General features: G+C 36.5%; 34 protein-coding genes, 5 tRNA genes and 1 pseudogene. All 40 read left to right on the forward strand.

From position 1 onward, the window contains the following. The first annotated feature begins 90 nt into the window (after positions 1-90). Positions 91-705, forward strand: coding sequence for a c-type cytochrome (locus tag BN1208_RS00835; protein WP_046486849.1), 615 nt, complete (start codon positions 91-93; stop codon positions 703-705). A 134-nt stretch (positions 706-839) separates the two neighbouring features. Beyond that, positions 840-2,726, forward strand: coding sequence for a cytochrome c biogenesis protein ResB (locus BN1208_RS00840; protein WP_046489145.1), 1,887 nt, complete (start codon positions 840-842; stop codon positions 2,724-2,726). A 10-nt stretch (positions 2,727-2,736) separates the two neighbouring features. Next, positions 2,737-3,870, forward strand: coding sequence for a c-type cytochrome biogenesis protein CcsB (ccsB, locus tag BN1208_RS00845; RefSeq protein WP_046486854.1), 1,134 nt, complete (start codon positions 2,737-2,739; stop codon positions 3,868-3,870). A 40-nt stretch (positions 3,871-3,910) separates the two neighbouring features. Continuing rightward, entirely contained in the window at positions 3,911-4,714 is an 804-nt protein-coding gene (locus BN1208_RS00850; RefSeq protein ID WP_046486857.1) for an ABC transporter ATP-binding protein, read from the forward strand. Between the two features lie 2 nt (positions 4,715-4,716). Then, on the forward strand, positions 4,717-5,505 hold the full coding sequence (gene mlaE / locus BN1208_RS00855; RefSeq protein ID WP_046486859.1) for a lipid asymmetry maintenance ABC transporter permease subunit MlaE: 789 nt from the start codon (positions 4,717-4,719) through the stop codon (positions 5,503-5,505). Positions 5,506-5,523: 18 nt separating this feature from the next. Beyond that, positions 5,524-5,991: an outer membrane lipid asymmetry maintenance protein MlaD gene (gene mlaD / locus BN1208_RS00860; RefSeq protein WP_046486862.1), complete on the forward strand. Its 468-nt coding sequence runs from the start codon at positions 5,524-5,526 to the stop codon at positions 5,989-5,991. A 27-nt stretch (positions 5,992-6,018) separates the two neighbouring features. Further along, positions 6,019-6,630 carry an MlaC/ttg2D family ABC transporter substrate-binding protein gene (locus BN1208_RS00865; RefSeq protein WP_046486863.1) on the forward strand — a complete coding sequence of 204 codons (612 nt, stop codon included), beginning with the start codon at positions 6,019-6,021 and terminating at the stop codon, positions 6,628-6,630. Beyond that, positions 6,627-6,911 (forward strand): STAS domain-containing protein, encoded by a 285-nt coding sequence (locus tag BN1208_RS00870; RefSeq protein ID WP_046486866.1) that lies wholly within the window; start codon positions 6,627-6,629, stop codon positions 6,909-6,911. Before BN1208_RS00865 ends, BN1208_RS00870 begins: the two co-directional genes overlap by 4 nt. A 48-nt stretch (positions 6,912-6,959) precedes the next feature. Then, a complete protein-coding gene (locus tag BN1208_RS00875) occupies positions 6,960-7,871 on the forward strand; it encodes an ABC transporter ATP-binding protein (RefSeq protein ID WP_046486869.1) in 912 nt (303 codons plus the stop codon). Further along, a complete protein-coding gene (locus tag BN1208_RS00880; protein ID WP_046486871.1) occupies positions 7,868-8,644 on the forward strand; it encodes an ABC transporter permease in 777 nt (258 codons plus the stop codon). Before BN1208_RS00875 ends, BN1208_RS00880 begins: the two co-directional genes overlap by 4 nt. 3 nt (positions 8,645-8,647) lie before the next feature. Beyond that, positions 8,648-8,890: a BolA family protein gene (locus tag BN1208_RS00885; protein WP_046486874.1), complete on the forward strand. Its 243-nt coding sequence runs from the start codon at positions 8,648-8,650 to the stop codon at positions 8,888-8,890. Between the two features lie 16 nt (positions 8,891-8,906). After that, on the forward strand, positions 8,907-9,218 hold the full coding sequence (grxD, locus tag BN1208_RS00890; RefSeq protein ID WP_046486876.1) for a Grx4 family monothiol glutaredoxin: 312 nt from the start codon (positions 8,907-8,909) through the stop codon (positions 9,216-9,218). A 1-nt stretch (position 9,219) separates the two neighbouring features. Beyond that, positions 9,220-10,485: a UDP-N-acetylglucosamine 1-carboxyvinyltransferase gene (gene murA, locus BN1208_RS00895; RefSeq protein ID WP_046486880.1), complete on the forward strand. Its 1,266-nt coding sequence runs from the start codon at positions 9,220-9,222 to the stop codon at positions 10,483-10,485. A 1-nt stretch (position 10,486) separates the two neighbouring features. Beyond that, positions 10,487-11,128, forward strand: coding sequence for an ATP phosphoribosyltransferase (hisG, locus tag BN1208_RS00900; protein WP_046486883.1), 642 nt, complete (start codon positions 10,487-10,489; stop codon positions 11,126-11,128). A gap of 8 nt (positions 11,129-11,136) precedes the next feature. Continuing rightward, complete coding sequence (gene hisD / locus BN1208_RS00905) at positions 11,137-12,441, forward strand: histidinol dehydrogenase (protein WP_420885849.1); 1,305 nt, start codon at positions 11,137-11,139, stop codon at positions 12,439-12,441. Continuing rightward, positions 12,434-13,498: a histidinol-phosphate transaminase gene (gene hisC, locus BN1208_RS00910; protein WP_046486886.1), complete on the forward strand. Its 1,065-nt coding sequence runs from the start codon at positions 12,434-12,436 to the stop codon at positions 13,496-13,498. Before hisD ends, hisC begins: the two co-directional genes overlap by 8 nt. 64 nt (positions 13,499-13,562) lie before the next feature. Further along, a complete protein-coding gene (hisB, locus tag BN1208_RS00915; protein ID WP_046486889.1) occupies positions 13,563-14,153 on the forward strand; it encodes an imidazoleglycerol-phosphate dehydratase HisB in 591 nt (196 codons plus the stop codon). Between the two features lie 22 nt (positions 14,154-14,175). Further along, positions 14,176-14,808: an imidazole glycerol phosphate synthase subunit HisH gene (gene hisH, locus BN1208_RS00920; RefSeq protein ID WP_046486892.1), complete on the forward strand. Its 633-nt coding sequence runs from the start codon at positions 14,176-14,178 to the stop codon at positions 14,806-14,808. Positions 14,809-14,819: 11 nt separating this feature from the next. Further along, the gene (gene hisA / locus BN1208_RS00925; protein WP_046486895.1) at positions 14,820-15,560 is read left to right on the forward strand and encodes a 1-(5-phosphoribosyl)-5-[(5-phosphoribosylamino)methylideneamino]imidazole-4-carboxamide isomerase; all 741 of its coding nucleotides are present in this window, start codon (positions 14,820-14,822) and stop codon (positions 15,558-15,560) included. Next, entirely contained in the window at positions 15,561-16,331 is a 771-nt protein-coding gene (gene hisF, locus BN1208_RS00930) for an imidazole glycerol phosphate synthase subunit HisF (RefSeq protein ID WP_046486898.1), read from the forward strand. Continuing rightward, complete coding sequence (gene hisI / locus BN1208_RS00935) at positions 16,328-16,714, forward strand: phosphoribosyl-AMP cyclohydrolase (protein WP_046486901.1); 387 nt, start codon at positions 16,328-16,330, stop codon at positions 16,712-16,714. The genes hisF and hisI overlap by 4 nt, the downstream gene beginning before the upstream one ends. Before the next feature lie 4 nt (positions 16,715-16,718). Continuing rightward, positions 16,719-17,045, forward strand: coding sequence for a phosphoribosyl-ATP diphosphatase (locus BN1208_RS00940; protein ID WP_046486904.1), 327 nt, complete (start codon positions 16,719-16,721; stop codon positions 17,043-17,045). Between the two features lies 1 nt (position 17,046). Next, positions 17,047-17,379: a histidine triad nucleotide-binding protein gene (locus BN1208_RS00945; protein WP_046486907.1), complete on the forward strand. Its 333-nt coding sequence runs from the start codon at positions 17,047-17,049 to the stop codon at positions 17,377-17,379. Positions 17,380-17,393: 14 nt separating this feature from the next. After that, positions 17,394-17,591 (forward strand): Sec-independent protein translocase subunit TatA, encoded by a 198-nt coding sequence (tatA, locus tag BN1208_RS00950; RefSeq protein ID WP_046486910.1) that lies wholly within the window; start codon positions 17,394-17,396, stop codon positions 17,589-17,591. Between the two features lie 5 nt (positions 17,592-17,596). After that, positions 17,597-17,821: a Sec-independent protein translocase protein TatB gene (gene tatB, locus BN1208_RS00955; protein ID WP_052734595.1), complete on the forward strand. Its 225-nt coding sequence runs from the start codon at positions 17,597-17,599 to the stop codon at positions 17,819-17,821. After that, positions 17,818-18,534: a twin-arginine translocase subunit TatC gene (gene tatC, locus BN1208_RS00960; RefSeq protein ID WP_046486912.1), complete on the forward strand. Its 717-nt coding sequence runs from the start codon at positions 17,818-17,820 to the stop codon at positions 18,532-18,534. The genes tatB and tatC overlap by 4 nt, the downstream gene beginning before the upstream one ends. A 126-nt stretch (positions 18,535-18,660) precedes the next feature. Continuing rightward, complete coding sequence (gene petA, locus BN1208_RS00965; RefSeq protein ID WP_046486914.1) at positions 18,661-19,260, forward strand: ubiquinol-cytochrome c reductase iron-sulfur subunit; 600 nt, start codon at positions 18,661-18,663, stop codon at positions 19,258-19,260. 23 nt (positions 19,261-19,283) lie between these two features. Continuing rightward, positions 19,284-20,576 carry a cytochrome b gene (locus tag BN1208_RS00970; RefSeq protein WP_046486916.1) on the forward strand — a complete coding sequence of 431 codons (1,293 nt, stop codon included), beginning with the start codon at positions 19,284-19,286 and terminating at the stop codon, positions 20,574-20,576. Next, complete coding sequence (locus BN1208_RS00975) at positions 20,576-21,277, forward strand: cytochrome c1 (protein WP_046486920.1); 702 nt, start codon at positions 20,576-20,578, stop codon at positions 21,275-21,277. Before BN1208_RS00970 ends, BN1208_RS00975 begins: the two co-directional genes overlap by 1 nt. 2 nt (positions 21,278-21,279) lie before the next feature. Continuing rightward, a complete protein-coding gene (locus tag BN1208_RS00980; protein WP_046486923.1) occupies positions 21,280-21,879 on the forward strand; it encodes a glutathione S-transferase N-terminal domain-containing protein in 600 nt (199 codons plus the stop codon). A gap of 10 nt (positions 21,880-21,889) precedes the next feature. Further along, a complete protein-coding gene (locus BN1208_RS00985) occupies positions 21,890-22,276 on the forward strand; it encodes a ClpXP protease specificity-enhancing factor (RefSeq protein ID WP_046486927.1) in 387 nt (128 codons plus the stop codon). A 50-nt stretch (positions 22,277-22,326) separates the two neighbouring features. Continuing rightward, positions 22,327-22,402, forward strand: a tRNA-Thr gene (locus BN1208_RS00990). Positions 22,403-22,489: 87 nt separating this feature from the next. Then, positions 22,490-22,574 (forward strand) — tRNA-Tyr (locus BN1208_RS00995). 50 nt (positions 22,575-22,624) lie between these two features. Continuing rightward, a tRNA-Gly gene (locus tag BN1208_RS01000) sits at positions 22,625-22,700 on the forward strand. 22 nt (positions 22,701-22,722) lie between these two features. Further along, positions 22,723-22,797, forward strand: a tRNA-Thr gene (locus BN1208_RS01005). 43 nt (positions 22,798-22,840) lie between these two features. Next, complete coding sequence (tuf, locus tag BN1208_RS01010; protein WP_046486930.1) at positions 22,841-24,031, forward strand: elongation factor Tu; 1,191 nt, start codon at positions 22,841-22,843, stop codon at positions 24,029-24,031. 22 nt (positions 24,032-24,053) lie between these two features. Then, positions 24,054-24,129: transfer RNA gene (locus tag BN1208_RS01015), tRNA-Trp, on the forward strand. Between the two features lie 19 nt (positions 24,130-24,148). Then, a complete protein-coding gene (gene secE, locus BN1208_RS01020; protein ID WP_046486933.1) occupies positions 24,149-24,493 on the forward strand; it encodes a preprotein translocase subunit SecE in 345 nt (114 codons plus the stop codon). Positions 24,494-24,495: 2 nt separating this feature from the next. Then, positions 24,496-25,046, forward strand: a pseudogene (nusG, locus tag BN1208_RS01025) (transcription termination/antitermination protein NusG). 71 nt (positions 25,047-25,117) lie between these two features. Continuing rightward, a complete protein-coding gene (rplK, locus tag BN1208_RS01030) occupies positions 25,118-25,549 on the forward strand; it encodes a 50S ribosomal protein L11 (protein WP_046486936.1) in 432 nt (143 codons plus the stop codon).

The following is a 25,549-nucleotide window of genomic DNA, read 5'->3' on the forward strand; positions in this document are numbered from 1 at the left end:
CTGTTCAATCCAATCAAAATGCTATCACGAGAATGGGATTTTAGATAAAATGGAGGTCTTGAATCTACTTTAAATACGGAGCTTTACGCAATGAGTGGTCGAAATGCTTTTTTCATTATCATCTTATCTTTTTTAATTTCAAATACTGTGTTTTCAGAAACAATTGCTCAGAAAACTCCACCGAAAGCAGTTGCAAATGTATGTGCGGCGTGTCATGGGGCCGATGGAAATAGTGCAATTTCAGCTAACCCAAAATTATCTGGACAGCATCCGGAATATCTTTATAAACAGCTAACTAATTTTAAATCAGGCGCGCGCGCAAATGCTGTTATGTCTGGTATGGCAGGGATGCTATCAGATGCTGATATGCATTTAGTGGCAGAATATTATTCAAAACAAACCTTAAGTTTGGGCCAAGCTAAAACAAATGGTTCAGGATCTTTAGGAGAAAAAATCTACCGAGCTGGTATTCAAGCTAATGCTGTCCCAGCATGTGCCTCATGTCATGGGCCAACTGGCGATGGGCTCCCTGTAAAATATCCACGTTTAGGCGGGCAACATACAGAATACGTTTTAAATCAATTAAGACAGTTTAGGTTAGGTGCTCGGGCAAACGATGAAGCAAAAGTGATGCGAACTATTGCGGCAAAGTTAACTGATCAGGAAATGGAAGCAGTAGCTGATTATATTCAGGGCTTAAGATAAGCCCTTCTTATCCTTATTTAATGACTGCAACTTCTCCCCAGTTTTCGCAGTCAAAACTCCTCATTTTTTAAAAATAAGTCATTTTGAAATCTACAGCATTTAATTCCAGAAAAATAAACCAATTGCTAAGCTCAATGAGCTTTGCAGTCTCGATGCTTGTATTTTTGGGCATCGCATCAATCATAGGCACAATTCTTAAACAGAATGAGCCTTATGAAAATTATATTATTAAATTCGGCCAATTTTGGTTTGTTTTTTTTGAAAAAATTGGACTCTACGATGTTTACCAAAGCATTTGGTTTTTAACGATCCTTCTTTTTTTAGTCATATCCACAACCCTTTGTGTCACTAAAAATACCCCTATTATTTTTAAAGATTTTTTATTATTTAAAGATTCTTTAGAGGAAAAATCACTTTTATCGTTTACACATCATCTTATTTTAAAGAACACAAAGAAGGTCAATCTTTCTCGGGTCATTAATTACTTAAAACTAGAGAAATTTAAAGTTAGAGAAAAATCAAAAGACAACGGCGATATTTTGATTGTTGCTAAAAAAGGAGACTTTCAGCGTCTAGGCTATATCTTTACTCATGTTGGCGTAGTTGTAATCTGTTTAGGTGGCTTATTGGATGGTAATTTATTCTTTAAAGCCCAAGAGCTACTTGGTTATAAAAAAATTGAAACGCTTGATATTTCAGCTTCAAAAGTCCCGGAAGTAAGTAGGCTAAGTATTACCAATCCCTCTTTTAGAGCAAATATGACTCTAGCCGAAGGATCTTCAGATAACGTAGCTTTTGTAAGAAAGAAGGATGGTTATCTCGTCCAAGACTTGCCTTTTAAGATAACTCTAAAAGATTTTAGAATTGAACATTATTCGACAGGTATGCCAAAGTCATTTGAAAGTGATTTGATTATTTCTGATCCTGAACTTTCTCAAGACATAACAAAGACAATCACTGTTAATCATCCTTTTTCCTATAAGGGGATTTCTATATATCAATCAGATTTTCAAGATGGAGGGACAAATCTTGATATTAAATTGTGGAATTTATTAAATTCGAATGCCCCGCAAAAAATAAATGCAAAGATTTTTGAGAAAATTAAATTAGATAAAGATCAACTTACCTATGAATTTAATGATTTTAGGAAATTTAATATCTTAAATTTAAAGGAGGGCGTAAAAGAAAAGCCAAGAAACGTCGGGCCTAGCGTTACCTATAAAATCAGAAATAATTCAGGTCAGGCCCGTGAGTATATTTCTTATCAGGTTCCTATGCTCATCGATGACAGATCATTTTTTATTAGTGGGATGAGAGAGACGCCTCAAGAAGAATTTAAATATTTAAAGATACCCGCAGATAAAAAAGGTTCTATTGCAGAATTCATCTCATTCAAAGAAGCCCTCCAAAATAAAATTTTGATTGAAATGGTTGCAAAAAAGATGGCAAATCAATCTGTAAAATCAAATAACAATTTGTCTGTTAAGCAATCTTTCGAAGATAGTGTTAATAAAATCATGACCCTATTTGTTGAGGGAGGTTTTTCGAATATTGCTCAAAATATCGATAACAATATTCCTGCCAATGAAAAAGAAAAAGCAGTGCAGGCTTATTTAAAGATTATAGATATTGCATCAATAGAACTTTATAAAAATCATTTTTATCTTTCAGATAAAGAGATAGACCAGTCTGCAATTAGGTTTATTCAAGAGGCTTTAAATGCTTATAGTGATATGTTTCTATTTGGCTCACCCTATTATTTTGAGCTCACAAATTATGAGCAAAAAGAGGCAAGCGGACTTCAGCTTACAAAATCTCCTGGGCAGTTTTGGGTTTATCTTGGCTCCCTGAGTTTAGTGCTTGGTATTTTCTCAATGATCTATTTGCATGAAAGAAAATTATGGCTCCTAATCAAAGCTAAAGGAGGGGCTATAATTGCAGTCAGCTCCAATAGAAAAAATATAGATTTTGAACTTGATTACAAAAAAGTTAGTCTAGCAATTAAGAAAATTATTCAATAAAAGGTTAGCCATGTTCACTAAATTATTTAAATCATCAAAAATATCATTTGTAATATTAAATGTTTTATATCTTTGCTTGTTATTGGGCGGCGCTTTATATGCATTAAAGACATTTAGTAGCTATATGGATATTTACGAAAAGGCAATTTTACTGAGTAGTGTTGGATTTTTTAGCTGGCTTGGCTGGAATTGGAATCATTTTAAGAAAATTATCATACTAGTATTTGCACTGAGCCTTTTTGCAATCCAACTCTATTTAGGAGTGCTAACAAGTAACGAGCATGTCTTTTTATTAAAATATCTTTTATCGAGTCAATCAGCCATTATGTGGATGAATGTTTTTTTTGTTTTGGCACTGGTGCTTTATTGGCTAGGATTACTTGCAAAAAATAATTTACTCGATGATATTGCATCCTCCTTCACATCTACAGCAGTTTTATTTGGATTCACAGGACTTTTGGTCAGATGGTACGAGTCTTATTTAATAGGATTAGATATTGGCCATATCCCAATTAGTAACCTATATGAGGTATTTATTTTATTTTGCTTAATCACATCACTTCTTTATCTATTTTATGAAGAAAAATTTAATACTAAAAAATTAGGTGCATTCGTATTGATTGTAATAAACGCTGCTGTAGGATTTATCTTATGGTACACGTTTGATAGGCATGCTGATGGTGTTCAGCCCTTAGTCCCAGCCCTTCAATCTTACTGGATGAAAATACACGTCCCTGCTAATTTTATTGGGTATGGCGCTTTCTCCATAGCAGCAATGGTATCTATAGCCTACTTACTTTCAGCTAAAAAAATATTAGCCTCTTATCTACCAAAGCTAGCTGTTCTTGATGATCTTATTTACAAATCGATTGCAATTGGCTTTATATTTTTTACCGTCGCAACTATATTAGGTGCTATATGGGCAGCAGAAGCCTGGGGCGGTTATTGGTCATGGGATCCTAAAGAAACTTGGGCTTTAATCGTATGGTTAAATTATGCAGCTTGGCTTCATTATAGAATCGTTAAAGGGTTGAGAGGCACTGTCTTAGCATGGTGGGCACTGATCGGTCTCATTATTACGACCTTCGCTTTTTTAGGTGTCAATATGTTTTTGTCAGGACTGCATTCATACGGAGAGCTCTAATCCCGTGTAAAATGGTGATTTTTAGAATCCATATCTAAATATGACCCAAAAAAATATTGTTGAAATTGAAAAATTATCTTTTGGCTACGATAATCGTATGCTTCATAAAGATATCAATATGGTTTTTCCTCGTGGCAAAGTCACAGCTATTATGGGTGGAAGTGGTTGTGGCAAAACGACTATTCTTCGTTTGATAGGCGGTCAAATCAAACCTAAATCTGGCCATGTCAAAGTGGACGACAAGATTGTTCATAAGCAAGATAGGCAAGGCATTTATGAATTGCGAAGAAAAATGGGTATGCTTTTCCAGCACGGTGCACTTTTTACTGACTTGTCTGTATTTGACAATGTGGCATTTCCAATTCGTGAACATACAAAATTACCTGAAAGCATGATTCGCGATTTAGTGCTTATGAAACTTAACGCTGTAGGTCTGCGAGGCGCTCATAAGCTCATATCCACTGAACTCTCAGGAGGCATGGCAAGACGAGTTGCACTTGCAAGAGCCATTGCATTAGACCCGGATATTATTATGTATGACGAGCCTTTTGCAGGATTAGACCCTATTTCTATGGCAGTGATTTGCGACCTTATCAGAACGCTCAATGATGCCTTGGGAGCAACTTCAATTATTGTGACGCATGATGTGGAAGAAGCTTTTTCTTTTGCGGACTATATTTATTTTATTGCTGGTGGAGTCGTCGCCGCAGAGGGCACACCGAAAGAACTATCAAAATCTAAACTTCCTTTTGTGCATCAATTTGTTCATGGTGAAAAAGATGGCCCCGTACCATTCCATTACAATGCACCTAGTTACAAAAAAGATATTTACGAGCCTGTTTAATTATGAACCCAATTTTTAAAACTTTAAGCAGTTTAGGCAATCAAGTGACTTCAAGAATTTGGCGTCTTGGCTCTGCAACCCGTTTATTTTTATTAATCTTAATTTATTCAGGCGAAAGTTTTAGACGTATTCATTTAACAATCCGCGAAATTTATTTCACCGGGGTGATGTCTTTAATTATTATTATAGTGTCTGCTTTCTTTGTAGGCATGGTCTTGGGTTTGCAAGGGCATTACACACTTCAAAAATATGGCTCGTCAGAATCTATTGGTGTTTTGGTGGCATTAGCGCTTTTAAGGGAGCTAGGCCCCGTTGTAACCGCACTTTTATTTGCTGGGAGAGCTGGGACTGCAATCACTGCTGAAATTGGATTAATGAAGGCTACCGAGCAATTATCTGCTATGGAAATGATGGCCGTGAGCCCTATTGCTAGGATTATTGGACCAAGATTTTGGGCGGGCGTTATTTCAATGCCTATATTAGCTTCCATTTTTTCAATGGTGGGTGTGATGGGGGGTTATTTGGTTGCAGTGCCAATTATTGGCGTGGATCATGGCGCATTTTGGTCACAAATGAATGTGAATGTTGATTTTAGATTTGATGTGATTAATGGACTGATTAAGAGCTTTGTATTTGGAGTTGCTTGTACAATCATTGCCCTATATGAAGGCTTCGACGCTCCCCCAACCGCCGAAGGTGTTAGTCGAGCCACTACAAGAACTGTCGTAACTTCTTCGCTGACTGTTTTGGGATTAGATTTTATTTTAACTTCGTTTATGATTGCGCATTAATATAGGACTGGAGCAAATATGGATAAAACAACATTAGATATTTGGGTAGGTTTATTTGTGGCGATTGGCATTGCGGCACTTATGGGTCTCGCTACGAAAGTAGGTAACCTTACAAGCAATTCGCTGGGTGAAACCTATGCGGTCACAGCAAATTATGAGAATATTGGAGGCCTTAAACCAAGAGCGCCTGTTAAGAGCTCAGGTGTCGTCGTTGGTAGTATTGATAACATCAAATTTGATACGAAAACTTATCAAGCGGTTGTGACTTTAAAAATAGACAAAAGATATCCGTTTCCTAAAGATACTTTCGCAAATATTTATACATCAGGATTATTAGGTGAGCAATATATTAGTTTGGAAGCCGGAGGTGACGATCAATTTCTGAAAGAGGGAGATCGCATTTCTAAGACTCAAGATGCGGTTGTATTAGAAAAACTCATCAGTCAGTTCTTGTATAATAAAGCCACTGAAGAACCAAAAAAATAACTAAAATTTAAAAGGAATTTTAAATACATGAAAAAGTTTTTATTAGTGATTTTAAGTTTAATGATGTCAATGAGTATATTTGCTGCAGAGGCGCCTGATGTTTTTGTTAAAAAAATAGCCAATGAAGTTTTTGAAATTTTAAAAACGGATAAAGATTTAAGATCTGGCAATAAAGAAAAAGCTTATAAAATTACTGAAGAGAAGATATTACCTTATTTTAATTTTGATCGTATTTCTAAGCTTGTATTAGGTAAAGCCTATCCATCAGCAACAAAAGAAGAGCAAGAAGCCTTTAAAAAAGAATTTAGAACGATGCTTGTAAAAACTTATGGCAGCGCATTATTAAGATTTAAAGATCAGACGCTTAACTATAAGCCAGCGAGATTCGAACCGACAGACGAAGAGGTGTTAATCAAGACAGAGGTACTGCAGCCAGGCGCCCCTCCTTTGCCTATTGATTATATGCTTGAAAAAGATGGTAATTCATGGAAAGTTTTTGACATTATTATTGAAGGTGTGAGCTTAGTAACAAATTATCGCGGTCAATTTGGTAATGAAATTAGACAAAATGGCATAGCTTCTCTTATTACAAAACTTGCCGAGAAGAATGCTAATTATGATAAGACCGCTAATAAATGATCAACTTTAATAAAAGTCAATGGAATTTAAGTGGCGATCTTACAATTGAAAAAATACCTACTATTATTGAGTTAATTAAAAAACAAAAAACAGATAAAAAAACGATAATTGATTTTTCAAAAGTGACTTCAATTGACACTTCAACCTTAAGTTTAATTTTTGAATTACAACGAGAGGCTAAAAAAAATCAATCACATTTTACTTTCAAGAATTTACCAAAGAATTTAAACAGTCTTGCTAAATTATACGGAGTGGAAGATCTCATATCTTCCCTCCATTAAACACTTCTTCTTAAATTTTATTTTAAGAAACCTCCAGTATTTATTTCAATGAAAAAAGTCATTATATTTAATAAGGTTAAAAAGAACTTCGGTAAGTTAGAGGCTCTCAAAGGTATCGATTTAGTTATTGAAGAAGGCGAATTTTTTGCGTTGCTGGGGCCAAATGGTGCCGGCAAATCAACGCTCATTAATATTCTGGCAGGTCTCGCAAAACCATCTTCAGGTTCAATCAAAGTAATGGGGCATGACGTCATTCAAGACTATCAAAATGCGAGAAGATCGCTTGGTGTCGTGCCTCAAGAATTAGTATTTGACCCTTTTTTTAATGTACGTGAAATGCTGAGATTTCAAGCTGGCTATTTTGGTAAGGGTCGAGAAAATGATGACTGGATCGATGAGGTAATAGAAGGGCTTGATCTTCAAGAAAAGGCTAATACAAATATGAGAATGCTTTCTGGTGGCATGAAAAGGAGAGCTTTAATTGCGCAAGCACTTGTGCATAAACCCCCTGTCATTGTCTTAGATGAGCCCACCGCAGGTGTAGACGTAGAGCTTAGAAAAAGGTTATGGCAGTTTATTAAAAAACTGAATCAAAAAGGTCACACTATTGTTCTGACTACACATTATTTAGAAGAGGCTGAGACGTTATGCAGCCGAGTAGCGATGATGGACCAAGGCAAAGTAGTTGCGTTGGATAAAACGAGAAATTTATTAAAGCGCTTTTCAGCAAAAAATTTAAATTTACGTTTAGATCTCAAGAATAAAAAAATCCCAGTAAGCGTTCAAAAGTTCATACAGTCGTCAGATCACAGTTTCATAACTTTCTTACTTGAAGAAATAGCAGAAGTAGAATTTATTATGAGTGAATTAAAAAAATCAAAGATTAAAATATTGGATATGGAGCTTACTAATTCAGATTTAGAAAAAGTCTTCTTGAAACTTACTGGAAGTAAAAGATGATCAATTTTAAAAATGAATTTTTGGGGACGTGGACACTTCTCAAAAAAGAACTATTAAGATTTTGGCGGGTAGTTTTTCAGACAGTGGCAGCCCCAGTTATTACTGCAGTTCTTTACCTACTTATTTTCTCTCACGTCTTAGCAGATCATGTAAAAGTTTACGATAATGTTGAGTACACTGCGTTTCTTATTCCAGGATTGATTATGATGTCTTTATTGCAAAATTCCTTTGCAAATAGCTCATCAAGTCTTATTCAGTCGAAAGTCATGGGGAATATTGTATTTATTTTATTAACACCTATCACCTATCTTCAATTTTTCTTAGCCTTCTTAATAGCCTCAATTGTGAGGGGTATTTTCGTAGGCGTTTGTATTTACGTATTTGCTCTTTTATATGTAGATTTACCTATGTTGCACCCGTGGATTATTTTTGGATTCGCAATGCTTGGGGGTGCTTTACTCGGAACATTTGGCATCATTACAGGTATATGGGCGCATCGTTTTGACCAGATGGCAGTTTTCCAAAATTTTGTGATCATGCCATTATCCTTTTTATCGGGGGTCTTTTATTCAATTCATTCCTTGCCACCTTTTTGGCAAAAGTTATCCCAGCTTAATCCTTTCTTTTATATGATTGATGGTTTCCGATACGGTTTTTTTGGGCAATCCGACGTTGCTCCATTGTTAAGTTTTTCAATCGTAACCTTCTTTTTCATTGTGTTAGCTTCCATTACCTTAGGAATGTTAAAATCCGGCTATAAATTAAGAAGTTAAAACATGACCGCTGACGATATTAAACAATCGATTATTGTAAAACTTGAGTGTGAGTTTATTGAAATTTTAGGTGAGGATGGCACTCATTTTGAAGGCACGATTGTGAGTCGATTATTTGAAGGATTAAATCGCGTTAAACAACACCAAATGGTATTTAATGCTTTAGGCGATAAGATGAAAAGTGACATTCATGCTTTATCTATGAAGACCTATACATTAAATGAATGGAATCAATTAAAAACGTAATTTTGAGGAGTAAAGCATGAGTGCGCAAGATAAGATACAAAAAACGATTAATGAACATAATGTAGTTTTATACATGAAAGGAAGTCCCAAATTTCCTCAGTGTGGGTTTTCAAGCCTAGCAACTCAAATTTTAGATGCTTGTGATACTGATTTTCATGCCGTTGATGTATTGCAAGACCCGGAAATCAGAGAAGGCATCAAAGTGTTTGCTAATTGGCCAACTATTCCACAGCTTTATATTCATGGGGAATTTATTGGCGGTGCTGACATTATTAAAGAGATGTATGAAACTGGAGAATTATTAAAGCTATTAAAGGCTAATTCATAACTTGGATAAGTTAGTTATTCAAGGACAGTCCCCTCTTCATGGCGAGCTTGAAATATCAGGCGCAAAAAACGCAGCCTTACCTATACTTATTGCATCCCTTCTTACTGAAGACACATTATCGTTAACACATGTACCTCATCTTCAAGACGTTAATACAGCTAAGTCTTTACTTAAATATATGGGCGTTGATATCCAGGTTGAAAACGACAAAACTGAATTAACTGCAAAAGAAATTACTAATAAAAATGCACCTTATGAGCGAGTTAAAACAATGCGCGCTTCTATTCTTGTTTTAGGCCCTTTGCTTGCAAGATTTGGTGAAGCTCGAGTTTCATTGCCGGGAGGTTGTGCCATTGGATCTAGGCCTGTTGATATCCATATCAAAGGGCTTCAGGCAATGGGCGCAAAAATAGATATTCATAATGGCTATATTGAGGCTTCGACAAAACATTTACTAAAATCGAAGTTACAAGGCTGTAAATTTTATATGGATATTGTTACTGTTACAGGTACCGAGAATTTAATGATGGCTGCCTCATTGGCTGAAGGGGTCACTATTTTAGAGAATGCTGCTAAGGAACCTGAAGTTGTAGATCTTGGGCAATGCTTAAATAAAATGGGTGCAAAGATTAAAGGTCTAGGGACTGACGTGATTACAATTGAAGGTGTCGACTCTCTTCATAAAGCAAATCATGACGTGATATTTGATAGAATTGAAGCAGGCACATATTTAGCAGCCGTTGCAATGACGGGCGGTGACGTAATTTTAAAAAATGTACAGCATAAATACTTAGATGCAATTACGCTAAAATTGATAGAAACCGGCGTTAAAATTGAATCACATGAAAATTCAATACGTATTAAAAGCGATGGAAAATTGAAGGCGGTAAGCTTAAGAACTGCGCCTTACCCTGCCTTTCCTACGGATATGCAAGCACAAATGATGGCATTAAATACTATTGCAGAAGGTGTATCAGAAGTCACCGAAACTATATTTGAAAATCGTTTTATGCATGTACAAGAGCTTATTCGCATGGGGGCACAAATCGACATTAGAGGAAATACGGCAATCATCCGAGGCAAGGAATATTTAGAGGGAGCTTCAGTAATGGCAACAGATCTAAGGGCCTCCGCAAGCCTTGTTATTGCAAGTTTGGCAGCAAGAGGACAAACTACGATTGAGCGTATTTATCATCTGGATCGTGGGTATGAAAAATTAGAGGATAAATTCAATCAACTAGGCGCCAATATTAAACGGATTCATTAAGATGAAAATTACAATTGCTTTATCTAAAGGAAGAATATTTGAACAAACTATCCCTCTTCTAGAGAGGATAGGGATTACTTGTAATGAGAATCCTGAAACGTCAAGAAAACTTATTTTAGATACCAATCAAAAAGATATAAAACTTATTATTGTAAGAGCGACAGATGTGCCAACTTATGTTGAATATGGTGCAGCTGATATTGGCATTACTGGCAAAGATATTCTTGATGAGTATATGGGCGAAGGACTTTACCAGCCCATTGATCTTAATATTGGACGTTGCAAAATGATGGTTGCAGCTAAACAAGATTTTGATTATGCAGGCGCTATTAAAAAAGGTGTGCGTTTAAAGGTGGCAACAAAATATGTAAAAACGGCCAAAGAGCACTTCGCAAAAAAAGGTATGCATATCGATTTGATTAAACTATATGGCTCAATGGAGCTAGCCCCCCTTGTAGGGCTTGCAGATGTCATTGTAGATTTGGTGAGTACAGGAAAGACATTAAAAGCTAATAATCTTGTTGCTGTTGAAGACATTTGTGATATCAGTTCTCGACTCATCATTAACCAAGCATCTTTAAAATTAAAAAGAGAGCTTTTACAGCCAATTCTTCGACAGTTTGAAAGTGCTCTCAAAGCATAATCGTACCTATGATTCAAATTAAAAAATTAAATACAGAAGATGCAAACTTTAAGGATCAGTTAAATAAGCTCATTTTCTTTGAAGCTGAAGATAATATTCAAATCGAAAAAACTGTCGCAGAAATTTTGAGTGATGTGAAAAAAAGAGGCGACCAAGCTGTGATTGAATATACTAAAAAATTTGATCATGTAGATTTTTCGCGCATGGAAGAGTTTGAAATTTCCAAAGAAGAATTAAATTTAGCTTTAGAAAATTTACCCGTATTGTCTAGAGAGGCTCTTGAGGAAGCTGCTAAGAGAGTTTTTGATTATCACAAAAAACAGTTAATCAGTTCTTGGAGCTTCACTGAAGATGATGAGACGTTACTTGGTCAAAAAGTTACATCATTAGATCGTGTAGGTTTATATGTTCCTGGAGGAAAAGCTGCATACCCTTCATCAGTATTAATGAATGCAATTCCAGCAAAAGTTGCAGGGGTTCAGGAAATTATTATGGTAGTTCCGTCACCTCGCGGAGAAAGAAACCAATTAGTATTAGCAGCTGCAGCTCTTGTTAAAGTTGATCGTGTATTTGCAATTGGTGGCGCTCAAGCAATAGGCGCTCTTGCCTATGGTACCCAAACAATTCCCCAAGTCGACAAAATTGTAGGACCAGGCAATGCTTATGTTGCAGAGGCTAAAAGAAGAGTATTTGGTGTGGTTGGTATTGATATGATTGCAGGGCCTTCTGAAATACTAATTATTGCAGATGAAAAATCTAATCCAGATTGGATTGCTATGGATTTATTTTCTCAAGCAGAACATGATGAGCTTGCACAATCAATTTTAATTAGCCCAAGCGCGGACTTTTTAACCCAGGTTCAAGAAAGTATTAATAAATTGATTGGAAGCATGCCAAGAAAAAATATTATTGAAACTTCTTTAACAAATAGAGGTGCAATGATCAAAGTAAAAACATTAGAAGAAGCTGCAGAGATTTCAAATTTTATTTCACCCGAACATTTAGAGCTCTCAGTAGAAGATCCAGATACCCTCGTTAATAGTATTAAACATGCCGGTGCTATTTTTATGGGAAGAAATACATGTGAAGCTGTAGGCGACTATTGTGCTGGACCAAATCATGTTCTACCTACATCAAGAACAGCAAGATTTTCTTCTCCACTTGGTGTTTATGATTTTCAAAAACGTTCAAGCCTAATTAAATTATCTAATCAAGGTGCTCGTATGCTTGGAAAAATTGCTTCAGTCTTGGCGAATGGTGAAGGACTTCAGGCACACGCAAAATCTGCAGAATATCGTATAGATAATGAGTAAATTTTGGAGCAAGGTTGTCCACGGCTTAACACCATATATTCCTGGCGAGCAACCTAAAATTCATAGTCTTGTTAAGTTAAATACGAACGAGAATCCTTATGGGCCGAGTCCAAAGGTTATTGCTGCAATTAAACAGTTTGCGGATGATACTTTAAAGCTTTACCCAGACCCAAATTCAGAAGCGCTTAAAAAATCAATTGCTGATTATTTTAAAGTAAAGGCTAACAATGTTTTTGTGGGTAATGGTTCGGATGAAGTTTTAGCCATGGCTTTTCAGGCGCTTTTAAAACATAACGCACCTATTTTATTTCCTGACATTACTTATAGTTTTTACCCCGTATACTGCAAGCTTTATGACATTGACTTCAAGGTCATACCTGTTAATAGTTCGTTTGAGATTGCATTGAATGATTATTTAATACCTAATGGAGGTATTGTTTTTCCAAATCCAAATGCACCTACTGGTATTCCTCTTACTTCAAACCAAATTGAAACTTTCCTTAAAAAAAATAATGACTCTGTAGTTATTGTAGATGAAGCTTATGTCGATTTTGGGACAGAGTCTGTTATTCACCTTACAGAAAAATATAATAATTTATTGGTTACACATTCTTTTTCTAAATCGAGATCATTGGCAGGATTAAGACTTGGTTATGCTATAGGGCATAGAGATCTAATTGAAGCATTGATGAGAGTGAAAGATAGTTTTAACTCTTATCCAATAGACCGATTAGGATTAATTGCAGGTATTGAATCCTTCAAAGATGATTCATATTTTAAAAATACTTGCCAAAAGGTTATTCATACGAAAATAAATTTTGTAGAGAAATTGACTGGCCTTAATTTTTCAGTACTTCCTTCAGGTGCTAATTTTGTTTTCGCTAAGCATGCTGCTGTAGAAGGAAAAATAATCGTAAGTAAACTAAGAGATCAAGGAATTGTGGTAAGGCGTTTTGATAATCCGATACGAATTTCCTCTTACGTTCGATTCACAATTGGTTCTGATGAGGAAATGGATTCATTATTTAAAGCCTTAAAACTTATCCTAAGCGCATGAAATAATTGATGTTAATTACATTTTTAATGAGTTAAAATATCTTATCTACTTTAAGTAAAAAAATATGACAAGATCAGCATCCGTTTCAAGAAATACAAACGAAACTAAAATTGAGGTAAGTATTAATCTTGATGGTCAGGGGAGTGCAAAACTCAATACTGGCATTGGTTTCTTGGATCATATGTTAGACCAAGTGGCGCGTCACGGTATGTTCGACTTAGAAGTCACAGCAAAGGGCGATCTTCATATCGATGCACATCATACTGTTGAAGATGTTGGTATAGTCCTCGGACAGGCTTTCAGTAAAGCAATCGGAGATAAAAAAGGCATTACCAGATATGGGACAGCCATTATTCCGCTAGATGAGGCATTATCTAGAGTTGTGCTTGATATCTCAGGCAGGCCTGGACTAATGTTTGATGTCGAATTCAAAAGGGCAGTTATAGGTGAATTTGATGTTGATTTAATACACGAATTTTTTCAAGGATTCGTAAATCATGCAAATATCACCATGCACATCGACAATCTTAAAGGCGATAACTCACATCACCAGGCAGAAACTATATATAAGGCATTTGGAAGAGCCCTTAAAATGGCCGTTTGTATTGATCCAAAAATTTCTGGCATAACCCCCTCAACCAAAGGTAGTCTATAAACCTTTTTTCACCAAAATAATAATGATCGCAATCATTGATTATGGAATGGGAAATTTAAAGTCAGTATTTAATGCCTTTAAACAAGTCTCACCCGAAGCTGATATTAAAGTCACAAGCAATCCTGCTGACATTAAAAAAGCACATCATGTCGTTTTCCCAGGTCAAGGTGCTATGCCTGACTGCATAAGAGAGCTTGATGAAAGAAATTTAAGATCCTCTGTGATAGATGCGGCAAAAACAAAACCTTTTTTAGGAATATGTATTGGTTTGCAGATGCTATTTGATACAAGCGAAGAAGGTAATACGGATGGCTTAGGATTGTTGAGCGGCACTATTAAACGATTTAATAATGAAAATACAGCGGACGAAAGCGGCCATAAGTTAAAAATTCCGCATATGGGGTGGAATGAAGTGTCACAAACAAATGATCATCCTTTATGGAAAAACATTAGTAATAACGATCGATTTTATTTTGTTCATAGTTATTATTTAGAGTCTAAAGATAAAAATATCGTGTCAGCTGAAACTTTATATGCACAAAAATTTTGTTGTGCTATTGCTAAAGAAAATATTTTTGCGGTGCAATTTCATCCAGAAAAAAGTTCTACTGCTGGCTTACAGCTTATAAAAAACTTTGTTCAATGGGCGGTATAGGTTTTTAGTTTATGTTAATCATTCCAGCAATTGATCTAAAAGATGGTAAGTGCGTTAGGCTTAAGCAAGGCTTAATGGAAGAATCAACTATCTTTTCAGAAAACCCTGGGGAAGTAGCAAAACAATGGACAGACCTGGGTGCTAGAAGATTGCATCTGGTTGATCTAAATGGCGCTTTTGCAGGCAAGCCAGTGAATGAATCGGCGATTAAAGCAATTGTAAAAGAAGTTGATGGCGCGATTCCAATTCAATTAGGTGGTGGTATTCGTAATCTCGATACAGTAGAAAAATACCTTAATAGCGGCGTTGACTACATCATTATAGGAACAGCTGCGGTTAAAAATCCTGGCTTCCTGCATGAAGCATGTTATGCATTTCCTGGACAAATTATTGTGGGTCTTGATGCAAAGGAAGGGGAAGTGGCTATTGATGGGTGGGCTAAATTAACTGGACACAATGTAATTGAACTTGCAAAAAAATTTGAAGGATATGGTGTTGAAGGAATCATCTATACAGATATTGGACGTGATGGGATGTTAAATGGATTAAATATTGAGGCGACCGAAAAATTAGCTGAGGCGCTAACCATCCCTGTCATTGCTAGTGGTGGGGTGACCAATCTAGAAGACATTAGAAACTTATCTTCAATTGCTTATTCGGGGGTCATTGGAGCAATTACAGGCAGAGCCATATACGAGGGCACGCTTGATTTTAAGGCAGCACAAGCACTCGCAGATGAGCTTATTAAATAAATGTCGCTTGCCAAAAGAATTATTCCTTGTCTGGATGTGACTGATGGCAGAGTAGTTAAAGGTATTAATTTCCTTGAGTTACAGGATGCAGGGGACCCTGTGGAAGTTGCAAAAAAATATAATGAACAGGGCGCTGATGAATTAACTTTTTTAGATATCACAGCAAGTTCAGATAATAGAGGTTTAATACTCCATATTATTGAAAACGTTGCAAAAGAAGTTTTTATCCCCCTCACTGTAGGCGGCGGTGTTCGAACTCTAAAAGATGTAAGAAATTTACTCAATGCAGGTGCTGACAAAGTCAGTATTAATACGTCAGCAATTGTTAATCCAGATATTGTTTATCAAACTTCATCCCGTTTTGGTTCCCAGTGTATTGTTGTTGCAATAGATGCAAAGTTAACAGATCAAGGGGGTAAATCTTTTTGGCAAGTATTTACGCATGGGGGCAGAAATGCTACTGGGCTAGATGCAATTGAATGGGCTGCGAAAATGGCTTCATTAGGCGCAGGTGAATTATTAATTACGAGCATGGATCGAGACGGAACAAAAAAAGGTTTTGATCTCGAATTGATTAAGTCAATATCTGATAAAGTGGATGTGCCTATTATTGCTTCCGGAGGCGTTGGTGATCTTCAGCATCTTGTAGACGGTATAAAAATAGGTGGGGCTGATGCAGTCCTAGCAGCAAGTATATTTCACTTTGGAGAATATACAATCGATGAAGCAAAAGCGTTTATGAAGTCTAATCATATAGAGATTCGTCAATGAGCTGGATACATTCAATAAAATGGGACTCTGATGGCCTAGTGCCGGTGATTGCTCAAGACTATAAAACAAATAAAGTTCTTATGTTTGCATGGATGAATGAAGAGGCCTTAGAGCTCACACAAAAAAATAAGAGAGCTTTTTATTGGTCAAGATCTAGGAAAAAAATTTGGGAAAAAGGTGAAGAATCGGGGCATATACAAAATGTTCGCGAGATAAGACTTGATTGCGATGGCGATGTGGTCTTGCTAAAAATTGAGCAAGTTGAAAATATTGCTTGTCATACCGGACGTGAAACTTGTTTCTATCAAAAATTAGATGATAAAGGCATATGGATAAATGATCATGCCGTGATCAAAGAACCTAAAGATATTTATAAAAAATAAAGATATGAACACTATTTTAAAAAAACTTACCGAAACACTCGAAGCTAGAAAAAAAGATGATCCGACTAAATCATATACAGCTTCTTTGTATCGTGACGGGTTAGAAGCTATTTTAAAAAAAGTAAATGAAGAAGCTTTTGAAACAATCATTGCTGCGCGGCAAGGAGATGATAAGGAGCTTATTCATGAAGTCGCTGATCTTTGGTTTCATACCTTAGTATTAATGGCACATAAAAATTTAAGCGCAGAAGATATTTTGAATGAACTTGCAAGAAGAGAGGGCACTTCAGGCATTGAAGAGAAAGAAAGCCGCTCTTCAAAAGTAAAATAATATGACATGCATTTTTTGTAAAATTATTGACGGCTCTATACCAAGTAAAAAAATATTTGAGAATGATGAGTTGATTGCTTTTCATGATGTACATCCTATCGATAAAGTACACTTTCTCATTACACCTAAAAAACATATTGAAAATTTGATAACCTGTAGTGAAACTGATAAAGATATCTTATCAAATATGCTTTTATTAGCGCCTAGGTTAGCAAAAGAGTTAGGATTAAAAGGCTTTCGTACAATGATCAATTCAGGCGCCGAGGGTGGTCAAGAAGTTTTTCATATGCACTTTCATGTCTACGGTGGAAGTTCAAAACTAGCAAAAATTTAATAAAGGGGATTGTTATGGGATTTTCAAGCATTACACATTGGCTAATAGTTTTATTAATTGTCTTCTTAATATTTGGTACAAGTAAATTAAGAAATATTGGAAGCGATTTAGGCGCTGCAGTTAAGAACTTTAAAGATGCAGTTAAAAATCAAAATACACCAAAAAGTAAAGCATCAACTCGAAAGACTACAAAAACTCGAGCTAGAAAATAAGCTTTATGTTTGATGTTTCATTTTCAGAGTTAGTCGTTATTTTTTTTGTAGCACTTATGGTTATTGGCCCAGAAAAGCTTCCTAAAGTTGCTAAGGTCTTGGGCAAGCTTACTGGAAGAGCTCAAAGTTATATTGGGAAGCTTAAAGAAGAGATTGAGCGAGAAGAAAAGTTTAAAGAGCTTCAAAAAATTCAGCGTGAAATTAAAAAAAAGTCGATTAAATCTCGGTGACTCACTTTAAACCTTTTATTCAGCAACTCATTGAATTAAGAAATACTCTGTTTAGAGCTGCGGTTAGTTTCATTATTATTTTTGTATGTTTAAGTTTCTTCGCAAATGATATCTATAGTTTTTTCTCAGAACCACTTATTGATAAATTAACAGACGGTAATAAGTTGGTAAGCACAGGGCTTACCTCAACATTTATAGTGCCAATCAAAATTACAGCCTTCGTTTCATTTTTACTCTCACTCCCTTTTATTTTTTATCAGTTTTGGCGTTTTATTTCCCCTGGGCTTTATAAAAAAGAAAAAAAATTAATTTTATTTTCATTCGTGAGTGGTTTCATATTGTTCTTTATTGGAATGGCTTTTGCTTATTACCTCATTTTTCCAATAATATTTAATTTTTTTATTTTGATGACGCCAACAAATGTAAGTCTGATGATAGATATTTCAAATTATCTGGATTTAATTTTATCCTTGCTCATCTCCTTTGGATTAGCATTTGAAGTACCGGTAATTATTATTATATTAGTGACATTAGGATGGGTAAAAGTTAAAACATTGGAAGAAGCAAGACCCTATATGATTGTGATTGCCTTTATCATTAGTGCTATTTTGACACCGCCTGATGTTATCTCACAATTTTGCTTAGCTATTCCATTATGGTTTTTATATGAATTAGGCTTATTTGCATCAAAACGAATTACCTTAAAGGCTTGATAAGCTTTAATTTAGTTTTGCCTGCTATTTAGATTTCGAATGAAACTTTGTATAATAAAGCAACTTTCGCAAAGTTAATGTCTCTCAACCATATTAATTTCATTAAAACATACTTACATTAAGATCATGGCAAATCATCAAGACGACAAAATAGATAAAAAGAAAAGAAGTTTCTTAATTGCAGCTACCACTGTAACTGGTGCAATTGGTGCAGGAGCAATTGCCGTTCCATTCTTATCAAGTATGACGCCAAGTGAACGTGCTAAGGCAGCCGGAGCTCCTGTTGAAGTTGATTTAAGTAAGATTGAGGCAGGATCTATGATTACGACTGAATGGAGAGGTCAGCCAGTTTGGATTATTAATCGCTCTAAGACAATGTTAGATGATTTGAAAAAAAACGACCTCAATCTTTCCGATCCTAATCTTGATGTAATTTCTCAGCAGCCAAGTTATTGTAAGAATGCGACAAGATCTCTTAAGCCAAATTTGCTTGTTCTAGTTGGCATTTGTACTCATTTGGGTTGTTCACCAACTGCAAAATTAGAAACGCAAGGTGATATGGGCGAAAATTGGAGTGGGGGATTTTTCTGCCCGTGTCATGGCTCTAGATTTGATTTAGCTGGTCGAGTATTTAAGGGGTCACCAGCGCCAATAAATCTAGTAGTACCACCACACAAATATATAGACGAAAAAACCATTTTAATTGGTGAAGACAATATTGGATAAGTTGTATTTAAAAGGTATAAACAATGAATAAAACAAAAATTAATAACAGTGGTTTATTGGCATGGGTAGATGAAAGATTCCCACTATCATCTCTAATTACCAATCACCTCACCAAGTATTACGCACCTAAAAACTTTAACTTTTGGTATTTTTTTGGGGCACTTGCTCTTCTTACCCTCATCCTTCAGCTTGTCACTGGACTTTTGTTGACTATGCATTACAAACCTGACGCAGAATTAGCATTTGCATCAGTTGAATATATCATGCGAGATGTTTCATTTGGATGGCTAATAAGATATATGCACTCTACAGGAGCATCTTTATTTTTTGTCGTTGTGTACATGCACATGTTTAGAGCTTTAATCTATGGTTCTTATAAGAATCCAAGAGAACTTTTGTGGCTCTTTGGTGTGGCTATTTTTCTTTGTTTAATGGGGGAAGCTTTTTTTGGATATCTTCTACCTTGGGGCCAAATGTCATACTGGGGCGCGCAAGTCATTGTAAATCTATTTTCTACTATTCCGTTTATAGGTCCAGACTTATCCGAGTGGCTCAGAGGTGATTACTTGGTATCAGATGCAACACTAAATCGTTTTTTTGCTTTTCATGTGATTGCTCTTCCTATAGTGCTATTAGGCCTAGTTTTTTTTCATCTTGTAGCATTGCATGAAGTTGGATCCAACAATCCCGATGGCATTGACATTAAAAAAAATCTGGATAAAAAAACAGGTATTCCTTTAGATGGAATTCCATTTCATCCCTATTACACAGTCAAAGATCTTATAGGTGTTTCTACTTATTTAATTATCTTTGCCTTAATTGTTTTTTACTTGCCCGAAATGGGAGGATACTTCCTTGAAGCTAATAATTTTATTCCCGCGAATCCCTTAGTCACTCCTGCGCACATTGCTCCAGTTTGGTACTTCACACCTTATTATTCAATCCTTCGTGCAGTTCCACCTATATTGAATTCTCAATTTCCAGGTGTTGCTGCCATGGGGCTATCTGTAATTATATTTGCATTTTTGCCATGGCTCGATAGAAGCGAGGTCAGATCAATTCGATACAAAGGAATTTTATTTAAACGTTGGATTGCATTATTTGTAACAAGCTTCATTGTTTTGGGTTATCTAGGCACTGAGCCATCAAACGTTTGGGGGCAATTCTCCAGTGCAATACCTTTTATTGGTGGAGTTGATAAAGCTACAATAGCTGCTCGAATCTTTACAGTTTCATACTTTGCCTTTTTTGTCCTAATGCCTTATTACAGCAAGAGAGATAAAACAAAGCCCGTTCCTTCTAGAGTTAAGTATTGATGAAATCTCTAACTAAATTTTTTTTAATAGGATTATTTTTTTGTGACGTTGGACTCGCAAATGATGGCCCAATTTTAGAAAAAGCACCTATTGATTTAACAGACCAACAATCTCTTCAAAGAGGGGCAAAAACATTCATTAATTATTGTTTGAATTGTCACAGCGCTAATTACATGAGATATAACCGTCTCAATGATATTGGTTTGACTGATAGTTTGATTAAAGAAAATTTACTTTTTACAGCTGAAAAAGTAGGAGAGCCAATGAAAGTCGCCATGAATAGAGAAGATGCTAAGGTTTGGTTTGGAGCAAATCCACCGGATCTATCTGTTGAGGTAAGAGCTAGAGGTTCGGATTGGGTCTATGGCTATCTTAGAGGGTATTATCGAGACCCCACCAGACCAACTGGTTGGAATAACACTGTCTACGAAAAAACAGCTATGCCGCACATTTTGTGGAAGCTGCAGGGGGATCAAAAGCTAGATGAAAAGTATCAAACTTTAGAGATCGTTAACCCAGGCACGCTTTCGGTGAAAGAATATGATGCGTTTATAGGAGATCTTGTAAATTATCTTACGTTCATGTCAGAGCCCTCAAAATTAAAAAGACTCGATATGGGGTATTATGTTTTGATATTCCTTGGCTTGTTATTACTTTTAACAGTCAAACTTAAGAAAGAATTTTGGAAAGACATTAAATAATTATGATGAAATTATATTCAGGATCAATTGATCCTTTTAGCCATCGCTGCAGAATTGTTTTATTTGAAAAAGGTATGGACTTTGAAGTTGTAGATGTTGACCTAGCTAATAAACCGGAAGATTTAGCTATATTAAGCCCGCATAATTCTGTTCCCGTTTTAGTAGAAAGGGACCTTGTATTAACAGACGCTAATATTATTAATGAATATATTGATGAGCGATTTCCTCATCCTCAACTTATGCCAGCAGACCCAGTAATGAGAGCAAGAGCACGTTTATTTTTAAGTGATTTTGAGAAGCAATTATTTGTGCATATTCCCGCTTTAGAATCTTCTGATGAGACTACTAAGGAGATTGCAAAAAAACATGTGCGTGATAATTTACTTTTAATCGTCCCCATTTTTTCTAAACAGCAACATTTGTTGAGTGACGAATTTTCGATGTTAGATGTTGCTATTGCTCCCTTATTATGGCGATTGGGCCATTATGGTATTGAGCTTCCGAATCAAGCAGCACCATTGCTTAAGTATGCGGAGAAATTATTCTCAAGACCACTTTATGCTGATGCAATGACACCTTCAGAAAAAGCGATGAGAAAATAATTTAGCATCAATGGCAAAGTCAGCCTCAACTAAACCTTATCTTGTAAGAGCAATTTATGAATGGTGTGTTGCTGAACAATACACACCTTTTTTGCTTGTAAAGATAGATCAAAATACTTTAGCGCCCAGAGCTTTCATTAAAGATGGAAAAATTCTTCTTAATCTAAGCCCTGGTTCTATAAAAGATTTGCTTATGGGGGATGAAGCAATAACCTTTACAGCGAGATTTAATGGCGCCCCTGAAAATTTATACCTGCCTATTTCCACTGTTGAGGGGATTTACGCTAAAGAAAATGGCGAAGGACTGTTCTTTGAAGCTAAAGAAGATCAAGAATTAGGTTCAACCGAAACAAAAAAAATCCCCAATAAACCTAAATTAACCCTAGTTAAGAACTAAAAAACTAGTTCAAATTTAAATAAATTGGTATAGTAGCGCCTCCTGATAACGCCGGATTAGCTCAGTTGGTAGAGCAGCGCACTTGTAATGCGAAGGTCGTCAGTTCGATTCCGACATCCGGCACCATCTTAAGTTTGTATTTATTTCTTATCTATAAGTCCCTCACTAGTTTGACAAAAATCAAAAAAACCAACATAATTTAGGGTTCGGTTTGGAGGGGTGGCCGAGTGGTTAAAGGCGACGGACTGTAAATCCGTTCTCTCTGAGTACGAAGGTTCGAATCCTTCCCCCTCCACCATGAGTAATAGCCTCTTTATGAGGTGACGTGGAGATCAGATCCATGGGTGTGCGGGTGTAGCTCAGCTGGTAGAGCATTAGTTTTCCAAACTAAATGTCGCGAGTTCGAACCTCGTCGCCCGCTCCAGATATATTGAGAATTTGGACACGCCCATGTGGCTCAGTGGTAGAGCACTCCCTTGGTAAGGGAGAGGTCGCGGGTCCGATTCCCGCCATGGGCACCAGTAGGTATTTTTGAAGAATGTAATTAATTAAGGATATAACATTATGGCAAAAGGCAAATTTGAACGTACCAAACCCCATGTGAACGTTGGCACAATTGGTCACGTTGACCATGGTAAGACAACACTTACAGCGGCAATCACAACGATTCTTGCTAAGAAATTTGGCGGAGAAGCTAAGGCTTACGATCAAATTGATGCGGCGCCAGAAGAAAAAGCGCGTGGTATTACAATTAATACAGCACACGTAGAATACGAAACAGCAAATCGCCATTATGCGCACGTTGACTGCCCAGGCCATGCTGACTATGTTAAAAATATGATTACAGGTGCAGCGCAGATGGACGGCGCAATCCTTGTATGTTCAGCAGCTGACGGCCCAATGCCTCAAACACGTGAACATATCCTGTTAGCTCGCCAAGTAGGCGTACCTTACATTGTGGTCTTCTTAAATAAAGCAGACATGGTGGATGACAAAGAATTATTAGAGCTCGTTGAAATGGAAGTGCGTGATCTTTTAACGAAGTATGACTTCCCAGGCGACAAAACACCGATCGTCATAGGTTCTGCAAAATTAGCACTCGAAGGCGACCAATCTGAAATTGGTGAGCCATCAATTTTTAAATTAGCTGAAGCACTTGATTCTTATATACCAATGCCAGAACGTGCAATCGATGGTGCATTCTTAATGCCAGTTGAAGACGTGTTCTCAATCTCAGGTCGCGGTACTGTAGTGACTGGTCGTATTGAGCGCGGCATTGTTAAAGTAGGTGATGAAATTGAAATCGTAGGTATCAAACCTACACTCAAAACAACATGTACAGGCGTTGAAATGTTCCGTAAGTTACTTGACCAAGGTCAAGCAGGCGACAACGTAGGTGTGTTGTTACGTGGTACAAAACGTGAAGAAGTTGAACGTGGTCAAGTATTAGCTAAAGCAGGTTCAATCACACCACATACAAAATTCGCTGCAGAGATCTATGTGCTTGGTAAAGATGAAGGTGGTCGTCATACACCATTCTTCAATGGTTACCGCCCACAGTTCTACTTCAGAACAACAGATGTTACAGGCGCTGTTGATTTACCAGCAGGCACAGAAATGGTAATGCCAGGTGACAACGTATCAATCACAGTAACACTCATTGCACCAATCGCGATGGAAGAAGGCTTACGTTTTGCGATTCGTGAAGGTGGCCGCACAGTAGGTGCCGGTGTTGTTGCTAAGGTGATTGAATAGTTTTAAAGATAAATTTTATTTTAGGCCAGTAGCTCAATTGGTAGAGTATCGGTCTCCAAAACCGAGGGTTGGGGGTTCGAGACCCTCCTGGCCTGCCATTAAAAGAAAGAAGTATTAATGACTGATAAGTTAAAAATTGTTTTTTCATTCTTACTTTTTGTAGCGGGAATAGTTGGGTTCTATCTATTGAGTGGTCAAGCCTTAGTGCTAAGAATATTAGCTATTCTTGCTGGACTTGGATTTGCAGGGATAGTTTTTTGGAAAACAGCCCTTGGTCAAAAAACATTTGGATTTATTAATGAATCCATTGTTGAAGCTAAAAGAGTTGTTTGGCCAACAAGAAAAGAAACAATACAAATGACAATTACTGTATTTATTCTAGTTGCTGTGATGGCAGTCTTTTTGGCATTAGTAGATATAAGTTTTTCATACATGATTAATTGGTTATTGGGACGGGGTTAGTAATGACAATGCGCTGGTATGCTGTCCAAGCTTTTTCTGGATATGAAAAGTTAGTTCAAAAAGGATTATTTGAAAGAATTGAGCGATCAAATCTTCAAAATCTTTTTGGCGAGATTTTAGTGCCTATAGAAGAGGTTATTGAAATGAAAGCTGGCCAAAAAAAATTAAGCGAAAGAAAACTATACCCAGGTTATGTTCTCGTACAAATGGAAATGAATGATGAGAGCTGGCATTTAGTTAAAAGTACACCAAAGGTAACTGCTTTCATTGGTGGGAGTGCACTAAAACCAACACCGATTAAAGATAAAGAAGTAGAAATTATTTTACAACGCATGGATGAGAGTAAAACTAATCCAACGCAAAAACTTACCTTTGAAAAAGGTGAGTCAATTCGTGTTATTGATGGGCCATTCAAAGAGTTCTCAGGAACAATTGAAGATATTAATTACGAAAAAAGCAAACTTAAAGTATCTGTCGTAAAGTATCTGTCGTTATTTTTGGTAGAGCAACACCAGTGGAGCTTGAGTTTGGCCAAGTAGAAAAAGAAGTTTAGTAGTAAAGCAGTAAAAATTAACTAGGGAGCTTTTTTAAAAAAAGCGTTTGCACCTAATTTAGGAGAATGAAATGGCAAAGAAAATCGTTGGCTATATAAAGCTTCAAATTCCAGCCGGCAAAGCGAATCCAAGTCCACCAGTAGGACCTGCGCTAGGCCAAAGAGGCTTAAATATTATGGAGTTTTGTAAAGCTTTTAATGCTGCTACACAAACTGTTGAACCCGGACTACCTATTCCTGTTGTGATTACCGCTTTCGCTGACAAGAGTTTTACCTTTGTTATGAAAACGCCACCCGCATCAATTTTAATTAAAAAAGCAGCAAAATTAGAAAAGGGCTCACCAAGGCCACACACAGACAAAGTTGGAAAAATTACCAGAGCGCAAGCTGAAGAAATTGCTAAAACAAAAATGGCAGATCTTACAGCTTCCGATATGGATGCTGCAGTGCGAACAATCGCTGGCAGTGCTCGAAGCATGGGCATAGAAGTGGAGGGTGTATAA

Origin of the sequence: Candidatus Methylopumilus planktonicus (assembly GCF_000981505.1) — a bacterium.
GTDB classification, from domain to species: Bacteria; Pseudomonadota; Gammaproteobacteria; order Burkholderiales; family Methylophilaceae; genus Methylopumilus; species Methylopumilus planktonicus.